Origin of the sequence: Acinetobacter sp. NIOH-H-8 (genome assembly GCF_046635365.1) — a bacterium.
Classification (GTDB): domain Bacteria; phylum Pseudomonadota; class Gammaproteobacteria; order Pseudomonadales; family Moraxellaceae; genus Acinetobacter.
Genome location: NZ_JBHDVN010000003.1, coordinates 59,040 through 75,685 on the forward strand (window position 1 = coordinate 59,040; position 16,646 = coordinate 75,685).

The window sequence follows — 16,646 nt, forward strand, 5'->3', positions numbered from 1 at the left end:
TAAAATGACTAAACAACAAAATCTAAATGATCAGGCGTCATTTTCCGCACCCATTGAAGATTTGCAAGTGCGAATTGCATTTTTAGATGATTTAGTTGAACAGCTGAATCAGCAGGTCACTCGCCAGAATCTGGAAATTGCCGATTTAAAAAAACAAATGCAGTTGTTATATCAACGTGTTGAGTCTGCAGACTTGTCCGAAGGGATTGATGCTTTTGATCCGGTCACCAACCGTCCCCCGCATTATTAATTTACAAATAATTTTTAAAAAGAAAACAAAAAGAAAGCCCTCCAGTCGTGAGGGTTTTCTTTTAAGTAGGTGAAGCTCGATAAACCTAAACCAAGTCGCCACTTTTACTTCGTCCAAGATGATCTTTAAAATCTAAATATCGTCATGGAAGGAGGAAACTATTTGACCTTTCACACACTTCCTACTCTAATAGTATTTTTCTAGCTCAGTTTTTAATCTTGCCTTATGCGCCAAAAAGTTGTCCTTCTTGATCTCGAAAATAACTTTCCTACAGCCAAACTGTTACGTGACATTGTTGAACATTATCCGACCTTGTATTTGTTTAACTGTGCCGGAAAATTCGAGTTTGCTCTAGAAGAACTGACTGAGTTGGCGAGCTGGATCAGCAGTGGACAAATTATCATTCTGGATGTCCCGGAAGCAGAGCATAAGGAATATGAATATGCCGTGATTGTGGGCCAGTTAATGGCTCTGCTGGAAGCAGATACTCAGGTCGAGCTGATTTCAGCCATGGATAGCAGTGAAATGCTGATGCAAATGCTACAGGCTTCAGATATTGATTGCAGCTTAATTCAGGTGCTACCAGAGGATGCATCAACAGGGACTCAAAATAAACCTAAAATCCAGTTGCCGAGTATTGAAGCCATTAAAGCTAAACCAGCTTTACAGCTAGTGAAAAAATATTGTGATGCGCTTGGCAAGATGAGTGGCAAACCGACCACGCTCGAAACCTTAAAAAATTCAGTCATCAATATTCTGCAAGTTTTACCAGGCAAAGCGCAGCATGTAGTTGGTATGCTGATTAATCTGAAAATAGTCAAACGCTATGACGAGCAGATCAGTTTCCGCAAAAAAGTGCTGAAACAGTGGGTACAGCTAGATCTCAATGAGCATGCACCTGCTGAAAAACCAGCTTTGGATCAGGTGATCTCGAAGCTTAATCCTGAAGAGCCTGTTGTTGAACCTGCTCAATCTCCAATTCAGTCTGCCCAGCAAGGCCTGTTTAAAAACTTTAATAAAATTGATCCGGTACAGTTCGAAGTTGCACGCAAACTGCGCGAATTACAGGGAAATAAGCCTAAAGATATTTATGAATTACGTGATTTACTCGAGCAGTTATTTCCAAAATCTGATGTCCGTCTTTTACTTAAAGAGTTGATTGAAAAAGGATATATTTATTGGAATGGTCACGAAGTGTTATATAGTCATGAGATGTTTCTAAATTAGAATAATCTCATGAGGGCATATGAAAAAAATACTGTTATTGGATATTGAAAATCAGCCTAAAACAGAAAACGAGTTACTCAGCCTGCTCAAGTCCTATGCCCTTGTTTATCTGGTTTATGCAAAATCACCCATAGCCTTGAGTTTGGATGGATTGCAAAATTTGTCTGATCATGTAGTTCAAAAACGTCTGGTTCTCATTAAAATGCCAAAAACTGGACCTGATGCTGCTGACTTTGGCTTGGCATTTGTAGCAGGGCAGTTGTCTATACAAATGCAGGCATCTGAAGCTGAATTTGATGTCATGTCGAATGATAAGAAATTTGAATATATTGTCGATTTACTCAAAGTGATGGGGTTTCAGGCACAACAGAAGAAAAAAGAAATTCAGTCCACATGTTCCACTAAATTATCTTTAGAGCACATTCATCCAGAAAAAGCCGAATTCAGACTGCTTTTTGCTGCAGTTAAACTGTTAGTAAAAAATCAGCCCAAACAATTTAACTCTCTAAATAATGCCTTAAAGTCCTGGCTAAAAGGCACTTCTGCCACTATTAAGCAGGTCATTGGCCAGTTAAAAAATTATCAGCTGATTCAGATTCAGGATCAAAAAGTAAGTTATGAGCTAAACCTGATGCGCGAACTGTTAAAACAGGAAGCGCTCAAACAATCGAAACCCATAGCGATTACTTTACCGAGTATTGCTGATATTCAGTTAAAGCCTCATTTACAGCGGGTCAAAATTTATAGTGATTATCTGGCGAAGAGTGAAAGTAGCCGTCCGGCCAAAACAGCAAGTTTATTAAATTCAGTACGCTCAATCTTAGGCTTAGAACACCAGCAAGCAGCGCAAGATTTCATTCAGGTTTTAAAGAAGCAGGATATTTTCAAACAGGACAATACCAAGCTGATTTATAACAGCCAGCTCATACAGGCTTGGGCCAATCTGGATAAGTCCTGCCTGATTCCAATGGCGATCCAACCGCATATCATCAATCAGCCAAACACTGAAATCTTATCTTAAAACAAAGACGTAAAAGTAATAAGTACAGAGAATAAAATAGTATTTCGCAAGCGGTGCTTGCCTTTTATAGCGGGCTTATGCAAATCTAATATAAGAACATAAAGGTTGAACTATGGAAAATACCGGAATCTGGGTGGCAGTTGTCATCATCGTTTTCGTACTGGGGTCTATTTTTGGTCTGCGTGTGAGTCCTAGAGAAAAGGCATTAGGACTTATGCGTGATAAAGCCCGCAAGATGGGCTTACATCCACGTCTGGTGGTTGCACCGGAATGGACCAACATTCCCAAGGCGACTGAAAGTCGTGCCAGTATGGTGGCCTATTATAGTGTGCTGCTTCCAGATGCCCGTTTACCGCTGATGCGTGCCCGCGTGGTTGATAACAAACTTGAACTGGTGCATGGGGATGACAAATTTAAAGATTTTCCCATTGCATTAAAGGGCATTTATGCTATTGATATGCAGGCAAACTGTGTAGGACTCTATTGGGATGAAGAATCTGATCTTAGAGCCACACAACTTGATGACATCAAGACACTATTACATTCTTTGGCTGAACTTTAATTTTAGAAATAAACAGGATTAAACGGTTAATATGGCGAACGCTCCTCGGTCCACATCAAAAAGCAGCACGGCGAAGTCTTCCGACGCTGGAAGTAAACGTGCCTTGGTGATTGTGGAGTCGCCTGCAAAAGCGAAAACAATCAACAAGTATCTCGGTTCAAACTACATCGTGAAATCCTCGGTGGGTCATGTGCGTGACTTGCCAACGGGCGGCTCTGCGAAAACTGCAGAGAAAAAACCGGTGACCCGAACCAAGCTGACTGAAGCAGAAAAAGCGGAAAAATCACAGCAGGCGTTGATTAACCGGATGGGTGTCGATCCAGAACATGACTGGAAAGCCAAATATGAAGTCCTTCCGGGCAAGGAAGGCGTAGTCGCTGAACTGAAAAAACTGGCATCGCAAGTCGATGAAGTGTATCTCGCAACGGATTTGGACCGTGAAGGGGAAGCGATTGCCTGGCATTTAAAAGAAGTGATCGGCGGCGATGATTCACGCTATCAACGTGTGGTCTTTAACGAAATTACCAAAAATGCCATTCAGGAAGCGTTTAAACAGCCCTCACGTCTAGATACCAATAAGGTCAATGCCCAGCAGGCACGCCGTTTCCTGGATCGTGTCGTCGGCTTCATGATTTCGCCACTGCTATGGGAAAAAATTGCCCGTGGTCTGTCTGCGGGGCGTGTACAGTCTGTCGCTGTAAAGCTGGTCGTGGAACGCGAACGTGAAATTCGTAAGTTCATTCCTGAAGAATACTGGCAGGTTTTTGCAGATACCAAATCCAAGAAAGATGATATTCGTCTGGAAGCGGTCAAGCAAAATGGCAAGACTTTAAAGCTGCATAATAAAGCTGAAACAGATGCTTTACTGAATCTGATTAAAGACGCTGAATATAAAGTTATTAGCCGTGAAGATAAGCCGACCAAGGTGAATCCAAGTGCGCCGTATATCACGTCTACCTTGCAACAGGCCGCAAGTACCCGTCTAGGTTTCTCGGTAAAGAAAACCATGATGCTGGCACAGCGCCTGTATGAAGCTGGTTTCATTACCTATATGCGTACTGACTCCACCTTCCTGAGTGATGATGCAGTCAATATGGTGCGTGGTCATATCGAGTCTGAATATGGCGAGAAATATCTGCCAGCCAAGCCGAACCGTTATGGTAATAAAGCTGGTGCGCAGGAAGCCCATGAGGCCATTCGTCCATCCAATGTGGCATTGAAAGGCGATAGTCTGGCTGGAGTGGAACGTGATGCACAGCGTCTGTATGACCTGATCTGGCGTCAATTTGTAGCTTGTCAGATGACACCAGCAGAATATTTATCATCGACTATTTTAGTGGATGCGAATGGTGTTGAACTGAAAGCCAAAGGTCGTACTCTGGTATTTGATGGTTTCACCAAAGTTCGTGGCCAGAACAAATCTGATGATGATGTACTGTTGCCTGCTGTGAAAGTTGGTGAAGTGCTGAAGCTGGAAAAACTAGATCCATCTCAACATTTTACCAAACCACCGGCACGTTTTACTGAAGCATCATTGGTAAAAGAGCTTGAGAAAAAAGGTATTGGTCGTCCTTCGACTTATGCTGCCATTATCTCGACCATTCAGGATCGTGGTTACGTAAAACTGGAGAACCGTCGTCTCTTTGCCGAGAAGATGGGTGAGATCGTCACCGATCGTCTGGATGAAAGCTTCAATAACCTGATGAACTATGACTTTACTGCAGACCTTGAAGGTCAGCTGGATAAAGTGGCAGATGGTGAGCGTAACTGGAAAGATCTGTTAGACAGCTTCTATGGTGACTTCAAAAAACGTCTGACCAATGCTCAGGGTGAAAACGGCATGCGCCGCAATCAGCCTGTCGAAGTTGAAGCAGTCCATTGTAAAGAATGTGACCGTCCGATGCAGATCCGTACCGGTACAACAGGCGTATTCCTGGGCTGTTCGGGTTATAACTTGCCACCGAAAGAACGTTGTAAAGGTACATTGAACCTGACTCCGGTTGAATCTCTGGCTGCACTGTCTGATGATGATGCAGCAGAAACTGCTGACCTGATGTCGAAAAAACGTTGTCCAGTCTGTGGCACTGCAATGGACAGCTATGTGATTGATGGCGGCCGTAAACTGCATATCTGTGGTAATAACCCGGACTGTACAGGTTATGAGCTGGAAGAAGGCGAATTCAAGATTAAGGGTTATGATGGCCCAACCATTCCATGTGATAAATGTGATGGTGAAATGCAGCTGAAAACTGGCCGTTTTGGTCCATATTTTGCCTGTACCAGCTGTGAGAATACCCGTAAAGTCTTGAAGAATGGTCAACCTGCGCCTCCGCGTGTTGATCCGATCAAGATGGAACACTTACGTTCAACCAAGCATGATGATTTCTTTGTTCTGCGTGATGGTGCCGCCGGTCTGTTCCTGGCCGCGAGCAAGTTCCCGAAAGTCCGTGAAACTCGCGCACCGAAGGTTGCAGAACTGCGTACTGTGGCGGATCAGCTAGATCCAAAATATCAGTTTATTTTGCAGGCACCAGATGTGGATCCTGAAGGAAATCCAACCTTGGTGAAATTCAGCCGTAAGAACCAGTCTCAATATATTGGTTCGGAAACCCCTGAAGGCAAGCAAACCAAATGGTCGCTGGTCTATCAGGATGGCAAATGGGTTGAGGCCTAAGCTATAAGACATCAAGAAAATGCTGACGAAAGTCGGCATTTTTTTATGACGGACTATTTTTGATCAATATAGTTCTAGGATATTCTAGGCGTTAAATAATAAAAGATTAAAGTAGGAATCATGCATGACTTGGCTAGATAAATTCCTGTTCTTAAGTATTGGATTAGGATCTATCCTCTATTTCATGCTTGGAAAGATTAATGAAATGGGTATTCCTATGGATCGGGGAATGCTGATGATTCTGGTGATTATTATGTCACTGGTTAGTTTGAGCTGTGTTTTATATCTGCGCTCTGAAGATCAAAAAACGAAACAAAAATAACATTTAAATTAACTCTCTATTGGCGTGTTCATATGTGGAAAAAGATCCGAATCCTGATTTTATTGATGATTTTGTTTGTGGTGGCAGTAAATGCTTATCGAGATCAGAATCAGGACTGGAACAAACCAATCTTTGTTCTGTTGCATCCGATCAATGCAGATGGATTGGCGACCACACAGCAATATATCCAGCAATTGTCTGCTCAGGATCTAAAAGGAACACAAGAATATCTGGAAAAAGCGGCCCAGCAGTACCGTGGACAGCCCACTTATTTTTATTTTAATCTGGGGCATGAACTTAAAGAATTGCCGCCTAAAGTGCCGGAGCAGGCCTCCTTACTTGGCAATATTTTATGGAGTCTGAAATTCCGTTTCTATGCCTGGCAACAGCAGCAAGGTTCAGATCCTTCATCGAATGTTACTCTCTTTTTAAATTATTATGATCCTGCACACACCCAGCAATTAAAACATTCAACGGCTCTGCAAAAAGGCCGGATTGGTTCAGTCAATCTATTTGCTTCAAGCAGACAGTCTGACCAGAATAAGATTGTCCTAGTGCATGAATTACTGCATGCCTTTGGCGCTTCAGATAAATATGATCTCGCCACAGGCCAGCCGCTATATCCAGTGGGTTATGCCAATCCGAATCAGCAGCCTTTATTTCCCCAAGCCAAAGCTGAGCTGATGGCAGGGCACATCCCAGTATCGCAAAGCACCAGTAAAATGCCGGAATCTTTAAATCAAACCCTGATTAATGAAATCACGGCGATTGAACTTGGCTGGAAAAAATAATTAACGAAGTGCTGAATAAACCGGCATAACTTACTATTTTTATAGATAAACTCAGTGAATTTCTAACAAATTTATCCATGATTTAAGAGCATAATCAAAGTCATAGCCAATGACTTGAGAAGAATATGAAAACTGTTGGAAATGATCTTGTTCGGCATCAATTGAATGAAAACCGTAAATGGTATTTAGGCCTGGGTGCCTTATTAGTGTTATTTGGAATCGTACTGTTAGCGTCGCTGCCTTTTGCCACCTTATCCATCGTATTCCTGTTTGGTGTCCTGATGATGATAGGTGGAGTGGTTCATCTGATCGCCGGGATTAAAATCTTCGATGGGGCATTTCGCTGGCTCTGGCTGCTATTCGGTATTATCTATTTTATTGCGGGCTATTATGCCTTTAGCACGCCAGCGAAAACTGCGATTGTACTGACCAATCTGCTTGCGATTGCTTTGCTTGCGGCGGGAATAATTCGCATCTTCAATGCTTTTATCTTTAAAGCATTCCGTGGCTGGGGCTGGACTTTATTTTCTGGGATTTTAGCTTTAGCTACAGGTATCCTGATTCTATTGTCACCGAATGCACCGTTCTGGGTTCTGGGCGCTTTTCTGGCAATCGATCTTTTGTTCCAAGGGATTAACTATTTGACTTTGGCTTCCTATATCAAACATCGTGTGCCAAAAAGCTCCGCAGATCTTTAAGTAAGATCAGTATAAAAAAGAGTGCGAATCAGCGCTCTTTTTTATTGGCATGTTCAGCTTTGCCTGTAAGATGGGTATGCACTTCAAATTAGTATAAAACCTATCACGCGGCCGATCATATTCATGAAAACCTTTGTTCTAGCGCCAGATTCTTTTAAGGAAAGTATGACTGCTGAGCAGGCCTGTCAGGCGATGCAGCGTGGTATTTTGCAGGTCTTTCCTGACGCAAATTGTATTACTGTACCCATGGCAGATGGTGGTGAGGGAACTGTAGATGCATTAATCTCAAGTCTAAAGGGTGAACGAGTAACGTGCCGAGTTACAGGGCCATTAGCCAGTCAGTCGATCGGAACTTATTTTGGATTGGTTAATGCAGGTCAGACCGTAGTGATTGAAATGGCCAAGGCCAATGGCATTCATCTGCTCGAAGCTACTCGGCGTAATCCCATGTTGACCTCGACTTATGGCACAGGGGAAATGATCAAACAGGCGCTAGATCTTGGCGTAAAGAAAATCATTATTGGGCTCGGTGGTAGTGTTACCAATGACGGTGGTGCCGGTATGGCTCAGGCTTTGGGAGTCCGATTCTTAAATACTGCAGGAGAATCAATTCAGGTCTGCGGTGGTAATCTGGATCAGATTGATCAAATTGATTTTTCCCAACTCGATGCTCGTTTAAACAATACGGAAATCTTGATCGCTTCAGATGTGAATAATCCGCTCTGTGGGTCGAATGGTGCTTCAGCGATCTTTGGGCCGCAGAAAGGTGCAACATCGGAAATGGTGCAACAACTGGATCGAAATCTAAGTCATTTTGCTGATCTGGTTGAAGCAGGTTTAGGTATTTCTAAAAGAAACATTCCAGGTGCTGGTGCAGCCGGTGGGTTAGGTTTTGGGTTGATGGCGTTTGCAGGAGCAAAGCTGCAATCCGGTGTAGCGTTAATTATGGAACAGAATAAACTGGCACAAAAAATTGCGAATGTAGATTATGTTTTCACTGGCGAGGGCAAGATTGATCATCAGACTGCTTTAGGAAAAACACCATTTGGTGTGGCTCAGGTCGCCCAGCAATTAAATAAACCGGTAATTGCGTTTGCAGGTTTGGTCGGTGAGGGGATTGAGTCACTGTATCAGGTTGGTTTTAGTCAGATTGTGGGGATTAATCCACCAGATTTTTTATTGGAAGAAGCATTAAAAGATGCTGAGCAAAACCTAGAGCAAGCGTGTGCTCGTGTTATGAAAGAAATTAAAATAAAGTTTGAACAATAAGATAGATAAATTTTTATGAGCTAACTTAGCTTAATGCACGACCTCATTTACGGTTTACTAAACTTATGCGTGCGGGTTACGTAGGTACATTGTTACTTTGACGGAGCAAAGTAACCAAACTCCAGTGTTATTCAGATGATGCATCCCTGCATCACTGAATAACGGCGGCATCCATGCCGCCTGGCCGGAATCAAATGCTTTCTAGAATATTGAGGATACGTTTTCTAGGAACAGCTCTGTTAAACTACACCTATCCACAAATTGATGAGTGACCATGAGTTTAGCCTCCCTGATAGATGAATTAAATCCGCAACAAAAGCAAGCTGCGACAACAGAAGCAAAGCACAGTTTGGTTTTGGCTGGGGCAGGCTGTGGCAAGACCAAAACTATCGTGGCACGTGCAGCTTATCTGATTGATCAAGGCGTACCAGCGAATCAAATTCAGATTCTGACCTTTACACGTCGTGCGGCGAGTGAAATCGTGGCACGGGTGGAACTGGCACTCGGTGAACAGGCCAAAGGCTTACGTGCATCAACGTTTCATACCTTCTGTATGTATCTGCTGCGCCGGATTCCAAAGGCTTTTGGATTGGAACAGTTTTCAATTATTGACCGTGATGATCAGCTGATGATGTTCCGCCTGATTCGCGGGCGTGATGACAAGAAAAATCCAAATTACTTGCCGAAGCCACAGGAACTCTGTGATTTATATTCCTTTGCGCGGAATACCCGGCAGAAACTGAGTCTGGCTTTGGAAAAGCAGATGCCAGAATATCTGGCACTCAAAGACCAGATTGCCGACATCATGAAAGAATATGAAGCGCGTAAGCGTGCGCGTAGCTTTCTGGATTATGACGATATCCTCGCTGTAGTGGCGACTGCTTTGGCGCAGTCTGAAGGTCTGGTGGACTATGTGGCTTCGATCTGTCGACATATGCTGGTGGATGAAATGCAAGATACCAATCCACTGCAATGGGCATTGCTGGAACCGCTGAAAGAACATATTAGCCTATTCTGTGTTGGGGATGATGCGCAGTCGATTTATGGTTTCCGCGGTGCCGATTTTGAAAATATTCACCATTTCAAAGAGCGTGTGCCGGATGCAAAAATTTTTAAACTAGAAAAGAATTACCGATCAACCCAGGAAATTCTGGACCTTTCCAACTGGCTGCTGGATCAGTCCGAAATTAAATATGACAAGCGGCTGGATGCGCATCGTGGTGAAGGCATCAAGCCAAAGATGCATATTTTCCCGAATGAGTTTGATGAAGCCAAATGGATCGCGATTGATATTAAAGAGCGCCATTATCTGCAAGGTAGTAAATGGTCCGATCATATGGTGCTAGTACGTTCCAGTTATGCAGCGCGACATATTGAAGCAGCTTGTATCGCGGCCAATGTTCCATATCGCTTTATTGGTGGGATGAAACTCTTAGAAACAGCACATGTTAAAGACTTACTAAGTTTGCTACGTGTGGTTGCTAATCCGCTGGATGATATCGCCTGGATGCGCTTTTTGACATTATGGAATGGTGTGGGTGATGTCGGAGCAAGTAAGCTGTCACAGCAACTTTTAGCTGAGCCAGAGATGGATATTATCGCCGACAAGCTGGAAAAATTTGGCAAGATCCCGCTAGAAACCATTCTGATCATGAAGCAAATGGCGGTACTCAAAACCGAAGTACAGGCCTGTGTTGGTCTGGCAGTCCAGGCCATTGAAGCTCAGTTGGCTGAAAACTATAAAAAAGACTGGAATCGCCGTCAGGGTGATTTTGAATTGGTTAAACAGCTAGCTTCTAAACATGCTCAAGTGAGTGAATTTCTGGAAGAGTATGTGCTCGATCCGGTCTCTATTTCTGAAATTGAACGCCAGTCGGATACGGATGTAGTGACCCTCATTACCATTCACTCGGCCAAGGGTACGGAACAGAAAGTCTGTTATGTGGCCAATGTCACGCCGGGACAATATCCGCATGCACGGGCGCAAGGGGATTTCGATGATGTCGAGGAAGAGCGTCGTGTGCTGTATGTAGCGTTGACTCGTGCACAGAATGAGCTGATTCTGACCAAACAAAACCTGAATCACTGGGCGCGTGAAACGGTAGATGAGCAGGGGCGTAAAATTGAAAGCTATTTTCTCAATGATTTGACCCGCAATTTATGTGTCACAGAAACCCATTACAAAACCCGTCAACAGACTGTGAAAAGTGCTTTAATTGAACGCCAATCGATTAATTTAGATTTTGGGATTGATCTCGATTAAACTATCCCTTCTGGGTTTGACGCAAAAAGTAGAGTAGGCACGTGCTTTTTGATTATTTTTGCCTATCTTCTTAAGGTTATCCGATGAAAATTTTAGTTCGTAACTTGGCACGTACAGTAACAGAAGCTGAATTACTGACCCTGTTTCAGCAATACGGTACTGTTGAATCTTGTACGCTGGTCATGGATGCAGAAACAGGTAAGTCTAAAGGTTTTGCTTTCGTAGAAATGCCACATGGCCGTGAAGCTGTCAAAGCAATTAAAGGTTTAAATACACTGCGCCTGCATGGTCAGGGAATTCGTGTGAAGCAAGCTGAAGAAAAGCCACAAGCTTAAATAACAGCTGATAAAAAGAGCATGTGTGATGCTCTTTTTTTTGCCTTTAAAAAGGCTTGGATTTTTTACTGAAGGGTTAATATCAGCAGTCTGAAGTATCAAGATTATGCAGAATAGATCGACAGCGTAGATAATCTTGCATTGCGTAATGCGGGCGTACGTTTTACTTTATAAGAGCCAAAATTTGTTTTAATGCTTAGGAAATTTCGATGACACGAGTTGCTCGCTATCATGCGGACCGTACCAATCAAAAACTTTATTTCGCCCGTCTGGCCTGTCAGCAGGCTGAACAGACTGATCATGTGCAGCAGGCACAAGCTTATCGTGAAGCTGCTGTATTCCATCTGCATGGGGCACTGCTGGCCTTTTTACAGGAACTGGTACGCTATTACCGTCTGAATGACCTGAGCCCGACGCTGAAATCGATTGAAGAGCTTATGGCGGCTAAGGGTCAGGTGTCACCTGAAGTGACCGTATTACAGCATTTATCCAAAGATGGTTTTCTTGCTGAACTGAAACGTGCTTACCGTCTCTGCCAATATGCGCCAGAGCCAAGTTCGCCACAACCCGAAGACGAAACTTCTTCAAATCTCATCATTAAAGTCACACAGACACCACAAGCCTGGTTACCTGATACTGCTATATTACGAGAATGGCATCGTGACCTGACGCAGCTTATTGATGGTTTTCGTAATGAGATGGTTGAATTTTAATCTGATCAGCTGTACTTGAAATTGCGATTATTAACCCTATATCAATTACTCTAATGATGCAAAGTGCAATTGCTCTTTGCCACCATGTTGAACATGGAGGATATATGTCTATAGAACAGTTGAAAGATTTATTTGGTAATCAAGACGCGATTTTGGAACTCGTTCAACTTGAAGGTGGCGCGTTGGCATTACGAAATGCGGGCTCAAAAAAACAGCCATTAGTCATGATTCAGTTTAATGACGAGGTGAAAGCCCTGTTGGGTGATCAAACGCCTGTGATTGCACAACACATGATTCAGGCCGCTTTATATGGTTTGCTGGAACAGCAGGTCAATGAATGGCAAGCTGAAGTTGTGGATGAAGAGCCCAAATATATGAGCTAAATTGCCTACCCTGGCGAGCAGGAAAGCACACTTGAAGTGTGCTTTTTTTGTGTTTATAAAATGAGAAAAATAGAGAATAATAGAAAAAATTAAGTCTATTAAACAGAAAAGTAATCTGAAATTTTATGGTTTGCCGATGTGATAAACTCCAGTCCAATCAATAAAAAAGAAGTTGCCAATTTTGACAACTTCTTTAAGAAATCAGCCTGAATAATGCGTAGGCGGATGGTTATGCGCAATCTCGATCTGGTTCAAAATATGATTGCTCATATTTCTCGCCATTTCCTCTTTGGCATAGTACACCTCGCCAATATTGTCACGGCGAATCACTTCGGCTTCTTCCTTGCTTTCCGCACATAGCAGGATCTGAATAGCAGGGTTTAGGGTCTTGGCAATATCCACGATTTTATGGATATCAATAATATCCATCGGTGAGATCACCAATAGACGTGCATGCTGAATGTGAGCCTGAATCAACACACCGGGTTCAGTTGCGACACCAGAAACTGCCGCAATGCCTTTTTTACGCAAGTTCTCTACGATCTCACGGTTTTCTTCGGCAATCACGACCTTGATGTTTTGTTCCATCAGTGACAGGGTAATCCGACGACCGACTTCACCATGACCCACAATCACCACCTGATCACGCAGATAGTCCTGCGAGACCTCATCCGGTAGCATGGCAAGCGGATCACCACTACGCTCCAATAAGCGCGCCAGAGACGAACGTTCGCGGATCCATTTTTGTACCGGTTCTACTGCTGAGAAAATAAACGAGTTCAGGGTAATCGAAATCAGGGCACCCGCTAGAATCAGGTTTTGTCCATCGAGTGACAATAGATCTAGCGATACACCAAGTGCGGCCAGAATAAAAGAGAATTCACCGATTTGTGCCAGAGATGCACCGACGGTGAGTGCCGTATTGATTGGGTAGCGGAAGAACAGCACCAGTGCCATCGCTGCGATGGTTTTACCAATCATGATAATACCGAGCACCGCCAACACATGAAGTGGCTGATCCATCAGGATACGCGGATCAAACAGCATACCGACGGACACAAAGAACAGAATCGAGAAGATTTCACGCAGCGGTAAGGTTTCTTCTTCGGCACGGTGGCTGAAGTCAGACTCTTTCACTACCATCCCGGCAAAGAACGCACCGAGTGCCATGGATACACCAAAGACCTTATAAGCCCCAAAGGCAATCGATACGGCTGCAGCTACGACGGTTAAGGTAAATAGCTCACGTGAGCCTAAACGTGCCACCACCTGCATGATCATTGGCACTAAACGTTTACCAATAATCAGCATGAAAGCAATAAAGCCGGCTACTTTGAGCAAGGTAATGCCTAAGGTGATCCAGACATTCTGATCGCTACTACTGCCTTCCAGAGCCTGACCACCGAGCAGTACTGCAGTTGCGGGTAATAATACTAGTGCCAGCACCATAACCAGATCTTCAACTAGAAGCCAGCCGACTGCAATTTTCCCGTTAATGGATTCGAGCAGGCCACGATCCCCTAGGGCTTTGAGAAGCACGACGGTACTGGCACAGGACAGGCTTAAGCCAAAGATCAGGGCAGAGCCAAAATTCCAGCCCCAGAGCATGGAGACCCCGACCCCGAGCAGTGTCGCGACTGCAATCTGCAAGACTGCACCCGGCAAGGCAATACGCCTGACCTGCATCAGGTCATTCAGAGAAAAGTGCATCCCGACACCAAACATCAGGAACATGACGCCAAGTTCGGCCAGCTGGTTCGCCAGATGCACATCTCCAACCACGCCTGGGGTATTCGGGCTAATCAGAATCCCGGCAACCAGATAGCCAATCAGTGGGGGAAGGCGTAGACGTGCAGCGATATAGCCAAAAACCAGGGCTAAGCCAAAACCGACAGCTAACAGGATAATGAGCTCTACGTCATGTGGCACTAAACACTCCTTTAAAATAAATTTTATGAAATTTCAGTTTTTTATGGGAAATAAGCACAGAAAATGCCAGAAGAAACAGAAAGTTTATCAAGCCGCATAAAAAAAATGCAAAAAAAAACGACCGGGAAGGTCGCTTTTTTCAAAAAACTAAAATTATTTGATTTTAGCTTCTTTGAAGATTACGTGTTGACGGATTTTTGGATCAAATTTTTTGATTTCCATTTTTTCCGGCATAGTACGTTTGTTCTTAGTAGTGGTATAGAAATAACCTGTACCAGCTGAAGAAACTAAGCGAATCTTATCACGCATTGTCCTGACTCCTTACTTAGATCTTTTGACCTTGAGCACGAAGGTCAGCAACAACCTTTTCAATGCCCAATTTGTCGATAATACGCATACCTTTAGTGGTTAAACGAAGACGTACAAAACGTTTTTCGCTTTCTAACCAGAAACGGTGGTGGTGCAGGTTCGGCTCGAACCGGCGCTTAGTTTTGTTGTTGGCGTGTGAGACGTTGTTACCAACGACTGGACGCTTGCCGGTAACTTGGCAAACCTTAGACATGGTGTAACTCCATTGATTTAGCCAACAGCAAATCTGTATGGCCAGTCAAAAATAAACGGATTGAATTCATTCAAGGGGCGTTTTATATCAAAAATGCGCTTAAAAGACAAGCGATTTTGTCTAAAACGAAGCATGAGCCCGTGTAATAGCTCATGCCTTGATCATTTATCGAAGAAGTGTCTTCGAAATCAGCTTATGGATCGGCTTATTAAACGGAGGCAGAATGTATTTCAAGCTATACAGCTTAGGATTCGACATTACAGACCGTTCATGCGACAAACTGAAGAAGCCTTCTGGCCCATGATATTTACCCATACCGGAAGCACCGACACCACCAAATGGCAGGTCATCCTGTGCGACATGGGTTAATACAGTGTTTTGCCCGAAATGCCCTGAATGGGTACGCTGTGCGACATAATCAGCACGCGCCTGATCAAAGTCGAAATAGTATAATGCAAGTGGACGCGGACGGCTATTAATAAAGTCGATAACGTCGTCAATTTGATCATATTCCATGATCGGCAGGAGCGGCCCAAAGATTTCATGCTGCATGATCTGCATGCTTGGCATAACATTGGTCACGATGGTCGGTGCAATTTTACGCAGGTCTGCTGGCGATTCATTACGTGGATTGATTTCAATAATCTGCGCGCCTTGCTCACGGGCATCATCCAGATAACCTTGCAAACGATTGTACTGCTTATCATTGATAATCGAGGTGTAATCCTGATTATGGCTGATGTCCGGATACATGCTTTCGACACAGGCTTTAAAATGATCGATAAACTCGGCAGTTTTGCCACGCGGCAGGAGCATATAATCCGGTGCCACGCAGGTTTGGCCCGCATTCCAGAGCTTGCCCACGGCAATACGCTGAGCCACATCACGCAGGTCAATCGATGGATGCACCAGTACAGGGGATTTGCCACCCAGTTCTAGAATTACTGGTACCAAATTTTCCGCAGCTGCCGCCATCACGGTTTTACCGACAGCCGTTGAACCAGTAAAAATCATCTTGTCAAAAGCCAGTCGGCAGAAGGCATCAGACACCGTACCGCCACCATTCACCACGGCAACCAGTTCTTTAGGAAAGGCTTCAGCTAAGGCTTTTTCCAATACCTTGCCAAAAGCAGCCGATGAACTGGAAATCTTGATCATGGCATGGTTACCCGCAGCCAACGCACAGATCAGAGGGCCGATGGATAATAATAAAGGGTAGTTCCACGGTGCGATGATGCCGATCACGCCCAGAGGTTGATACTGTACCCAGGCTTTTGCCGGCTGGTGAATAATACCGACATGACGCTTGGATGGTTTCATCCAGCTGGTCAGGTTTTTGCTGTAATATTTAATATGTTCAAGACAAGTCAGTAACTCGCCAATTTTGGTTTCTCCCACAGAGCGGTTACCATAGTCCTGATTAATTGCATCGGCAAATTGATCTTGATACTTAACTAAGATACGCTTAAGCCGAGCTAAACGATCGATACGTTCCTTTGCAGTCGGCAGTGGGTAGCGTAAGTAGGCGTGTTTTTGTTGAGCCAGAATTTCATTGAGGTGCTGGCTATCAAGAAAATGTGGTGTCATTGAAGTTGTTTTTGTGTGACTGTTCATGCCGCACTACCATTATTCAAAATCGATTAATTA

17 protein-coding genes are annotated in these 16,646 nt (G+C 43.9%); 13 read left to right on the top strand and 4 right to left on the bottom strand.

Features of this window, described 5'->3' with window-relative positions; genetic code table 11:
- Positions 1-4 precede the first annotated feature (4 nt).
- From ACEWB7_RS02580 to ACEWB7_RS02640, 13 genes are all read left to right on the top strand, one after another.
- On the top strand, positions 5-250 hold the full coding sequence (locus tag ACEWB7_RS02580; protein ID WP_004781873.1) for a SlyX family protein: 246 nt from the start codon (positions 5-7) through the stop codon (positions 248-250).
- 225 nt (positions 251-475) lie between these two features.
- Positions 476-1,477, top strand: a complete 1,002-nt coding sequence (locus ACEWB7_RS02585) for a hypothetical protein (protein ID WP_411580389.1) — start codon at positions 476-478, stop codon at positions 1,475-1,477.
- Between the two features lie 19 nt (positions 1,478-1,496).
- Positions 1,497-2,498, top strand: a complete 1,002-nt coding sequence (locus tag ACEWB7_RS02590) for a PIN domain-containing protein (RefSeq protein WP_411580390.1) — start codon at positions 1,497-1,499, stop codon at positions 2,496-2,498.
- 112 nt (positions 2,499-2,610) lie between these two features.
- Positions 2,611-3,060: an ammonium transporter gene (locus tag ACEWB7_RS02595; protein WP_411580391.1), complete on the top strand. Its 450-nt coding sequence runs from the start codon at positions 2,611-2,613 to the stop codon at positions 3,058-3,060.
- Between the two features lie 31 nt (positions 3,061-3,091).
- Positions 3,092-5,734 (top strand): type I DNA topoisomerase, encoded by a 2,643-nt coding sequence (gene topA, locus ACEWB7_RS02600; RefSeq protein WP_005232311.1) that lies wholly within the window; start codon positions 3,092-3,094, stop codon positions 5,732-5,734.
- A gap of 124 nt (positions 5,735-5,858) precedes the next feature.
- The gene (locus tag ACEWB7_RS02605; RefSeq protein ID WP_159123625.1) at positions 5,859-6,056 is read left to right on the top strand and encodes a hypothetical protein; all 198 of its coding nucleotides are present in this window, start codon (positions 5,859-5,861) and stop codon (positions 6,054-6,056) included.
- A 32-nt stretch (positions 6,057-6,088) separates the two neighbouring features.
- Positions 6,089-6,847 carry a hypothetical protein gene (locus tag ACEWB7_RS02610; protein WP_411580393.1) on the top strand — a complete coding sequence of 253 codons (759 nt, stop codon included), beginning with the start codon at positions 6,089-6,091 and terminating at the stop codon, positions 6,845-6,847.
- A gap of 125 nt (positions 6,848-6,972) precedes the next feature.
- The gene (locus tag ACEWB7_RS02615) at positions 6,973-7,545 is read left to right on the top strand and encodes an HdeD family acid-resistance protein (protein ID WP_411580394.1); all 573 of its coding nucleotides are present in this window, start codon (positions 6,973-6,975) and stop codon (positions 7,543-7,545) included.
- A gap of 123 nt (positions 7,546-7,668) precedes the next feature.
- Positions 7,669-8,814 (top strand): glycerate kinase, encoded by a 1,146-nt coding sequence (locus tag ACEWB7_RS02620; RefSeq protein WP_411580395.1) that lies wholly within the window; start codon positions 7,669-7,671, stop codon positions 8,812-8,814.
- 274 nt (positions 8,815-9,088) lie between these two features.
- Positions 9,089-11,077: an ATP-dependent helicase gene (locus ACEWB7_RS02625; RefSeq protein WP_411580396.1), complete on the top strand. Its 1,989-nt coding sequence runs from the start codon at positions 9,089-9,091 to the stop codon at positions 11,075-11,077.
- A gap of 83 nt (positions 11,078-11,160) precedes the next feature.
- Entirely contained in the window at positions 11,161-11,412 is a 252-nt protein-coding gene (locus tag ACEWB7_RS02630) for an RNA recognition motif domain-containing protein (RefSeq protein WP_004781890.1), read from the top strand.
- Positions 11,413-11,621: 209 nt separating this feature from the next.
- Positions 11,622-12,125, top strand: coding sequence for a DUF6586 family protein (locus ACEWB7_RS02635; RefSeq protein WP_034702359.1), 504 nt, complete (start codon positions 11,622-11,624; stop codon positions 12,123-12,125).
- Positions 12,126-12,229: 104 nt separating this feature from the next.
- On the top strand, positions 12,230-12,508 hold the full coding sequence (locus ACEWB7_RS02640; RefSeq protein WP_004781893.1) for a hypothetical protein: 279 nt from the start codon (positions 12,230-12,232) through the stop codon (positions 12,506-12,508).
- A gap of 201 nt (positions 12,509-12,709) precedes the next feature.
- Here ACEWB7_RS02640 and ACEWB7_RS02645 read toward each other — a convergent pair whose 3' ends face one another.
- From ACEWB7_RS02645 to ACEWB7_RS02660, 4 genes are all read right to left on the bottom strand, one after another.
- Positions 12,710-14,437 carry a cation:proton antiporter gene (locus ACEWB7_RS02645; protein ID WP_411580397.1) on the bottom strand — a complete coding sequence of 576 codons (1,728 nt, stop codon included), beginning with the start codon at positions 14,435-14,437 and terminating at the stop codon, positions 12,710-12,712.
- A 153-nt stretch (positions 14,438-14,590) separates the two neighbouring features.
- Positions 14,591-14,746 carry a 50S ribosomal protein L33 gene (gene rpmG / locus ACEWB7_RS02650; RefSeq protein ID WP_001205031.1) on the bottom strand — a complete coding sequence of 52 codons (156 nt, stop codon included), beginning with the start codon at positions 14,744-14,746 and terminating at the stop codon, positions 14,591-14,593.
- Positions 14,747-14,762: 16 nt separating this feature from the next.
- Positions 14,763-14,999, bottom strand: a complete 237-nt coding sequence (gene rpmB / locus ACEWB7_RS02655; protein WP_000048256.1) for a 50S ribosomal protein L28 — start codon at positions 14,997-14,999, stop codon at positions 14,763-14,765.
- A 165-nt stretch (positions 15,000-15,164) separates the two neighbouring features.
- Positions 15,165-16,613: a coniferyl aldehyde dehydrogenase gene (locus ACEWB7_RS02660; protein ID WP_411580398.1), complete on the bottom strand. Its 1,449-nt coding sequence runs from the start codon at positions 16,611-16,613 to the stop codon at positions 15,165-15,167.
- Between the last annotated feature and the right edge of the window lie 33 nt (positions 16,614-16,646).

What these genes read in the sequence shown, in the direction of transcription:
- ACEWB7_RS02580 (WP_004781873.1), top strand. Translation starts at nt 5, where the DNA reads ATGACTAAACAACAAAATCTAAATGATCAGGCGTCATTTTCCGCACCC.
- ACEWB7_RS02585 (WP_411580389.1), top strand. Translation starts at nt 476, where the DNA reads ATGCGCCAAAAAGTTGTCCTTCTTGATCTCGAAAATAACTTTCCTACA.
- ACEWB7_RS02590 (WP_411580390.1), top strand. Translation starts at nt 1,497, where the DNA reads ATGAAAAAAATACTGTTATTGGATATTGAAAATCAGCCTAAAACAGAA.
- ACEWB7_RS02595 (WP_411580391.1), top strand. Translation starts at nt 2,611, where the DNA reads ATGGAAAATACCGGAATCTGGGTGGCAGTTGTCATCATCGTTTTCGTA.
- topA (WP_005232311.1), top strand. Translation starts at nt 3,092, where the DNA reads ATGGCGAACGCTCCTCGGTCCACATCAAAAAGCAGCACGGCGAAGTCT.
- ACEWB7_RS02605 (WP_159123625.1), top strand. Translation starts at nt 5,859, where the DNA reads ATGACTTGGCTAGATAAATTCCTGTTCTTAAGTATTGGATTAGGATCT.
- ACEWB7_RS02610 (WP_411580393.1), top strand. Translation starts at nt 6,089, where the DNA reads ATGTGGAAAAAGATCCGAATCCTGATTTTATTGATGATTTTGTTTGTG.
- ACEWB7_RS02615 (WP_411580394.1), top strand. Translation starts at nt 6,973, where the DNA reads ATGAAAACTGTTGGAAATGATCTTGTTCGGCATCAATTGAATGAAAAC.
- ACEWB7_RS02620 (WP_411580395.1), top strand. Translation starts at nt 7,669, where the DNA reads ATGAAAACCTTTGTTCTAGCGCCAGATTCTTTTAAGGAAAGTATGACT.
- ACEWB7_RS02625 (WP_411580396.1), top strand. Translation starts at nt 9,089, where the DNA reads ATGAGTTTAGCCTCCCTGATAGATGAATTAAATCCGCAACAAAAGCAA.
- ACEWB7_RS02630 (WP_004781890.1), top strand. Translation starts at nt 11,161, where the DNA reads ATGAAAATTTTAGTTCGTAACTTGGCACGTACAGTAACAGAAGCTGAA.
- ACEWB7_RS02635 (WP_034702359.1), top strand. Translation starts at nt 11,622, where the DNA reads ATGACACGAGTTGCTCGCTATCATGCGGACCGTACCAATCAAAAACTT.
- ACEWB7_RS02640 (WP_004781893.1), top strand. Translation starts at nt 12,230, where the DNA reads ATGTCTATAGAACAGTTGAAAGATTTATTTGGTAATCAAGACGCGATT.
- rpmG (WP_001205031.1), bottom strand. Translation starts at nt 14,746, where the DNA reads ATGCGTGATAAGATTCGCTTAGTTTCTTCAGCTGGTACAGGTTATTTC.
- rpmB (WP_000048256.1), bottom strand. Translation starts at nt 14,999, where the DNA reads ATGTCTAAGGTTTGCCAAGTTACCGGCAAGCGTCCAGTCGTTGGTAAC.
- ACEWB7_RS02660 (WP_411580398.1), bottom strand. Translation starts at nt 16,613, where the DNA reads ATGAACAGTCACACAAAAACAACTTCAATGACACCACATTTTCTTGAT.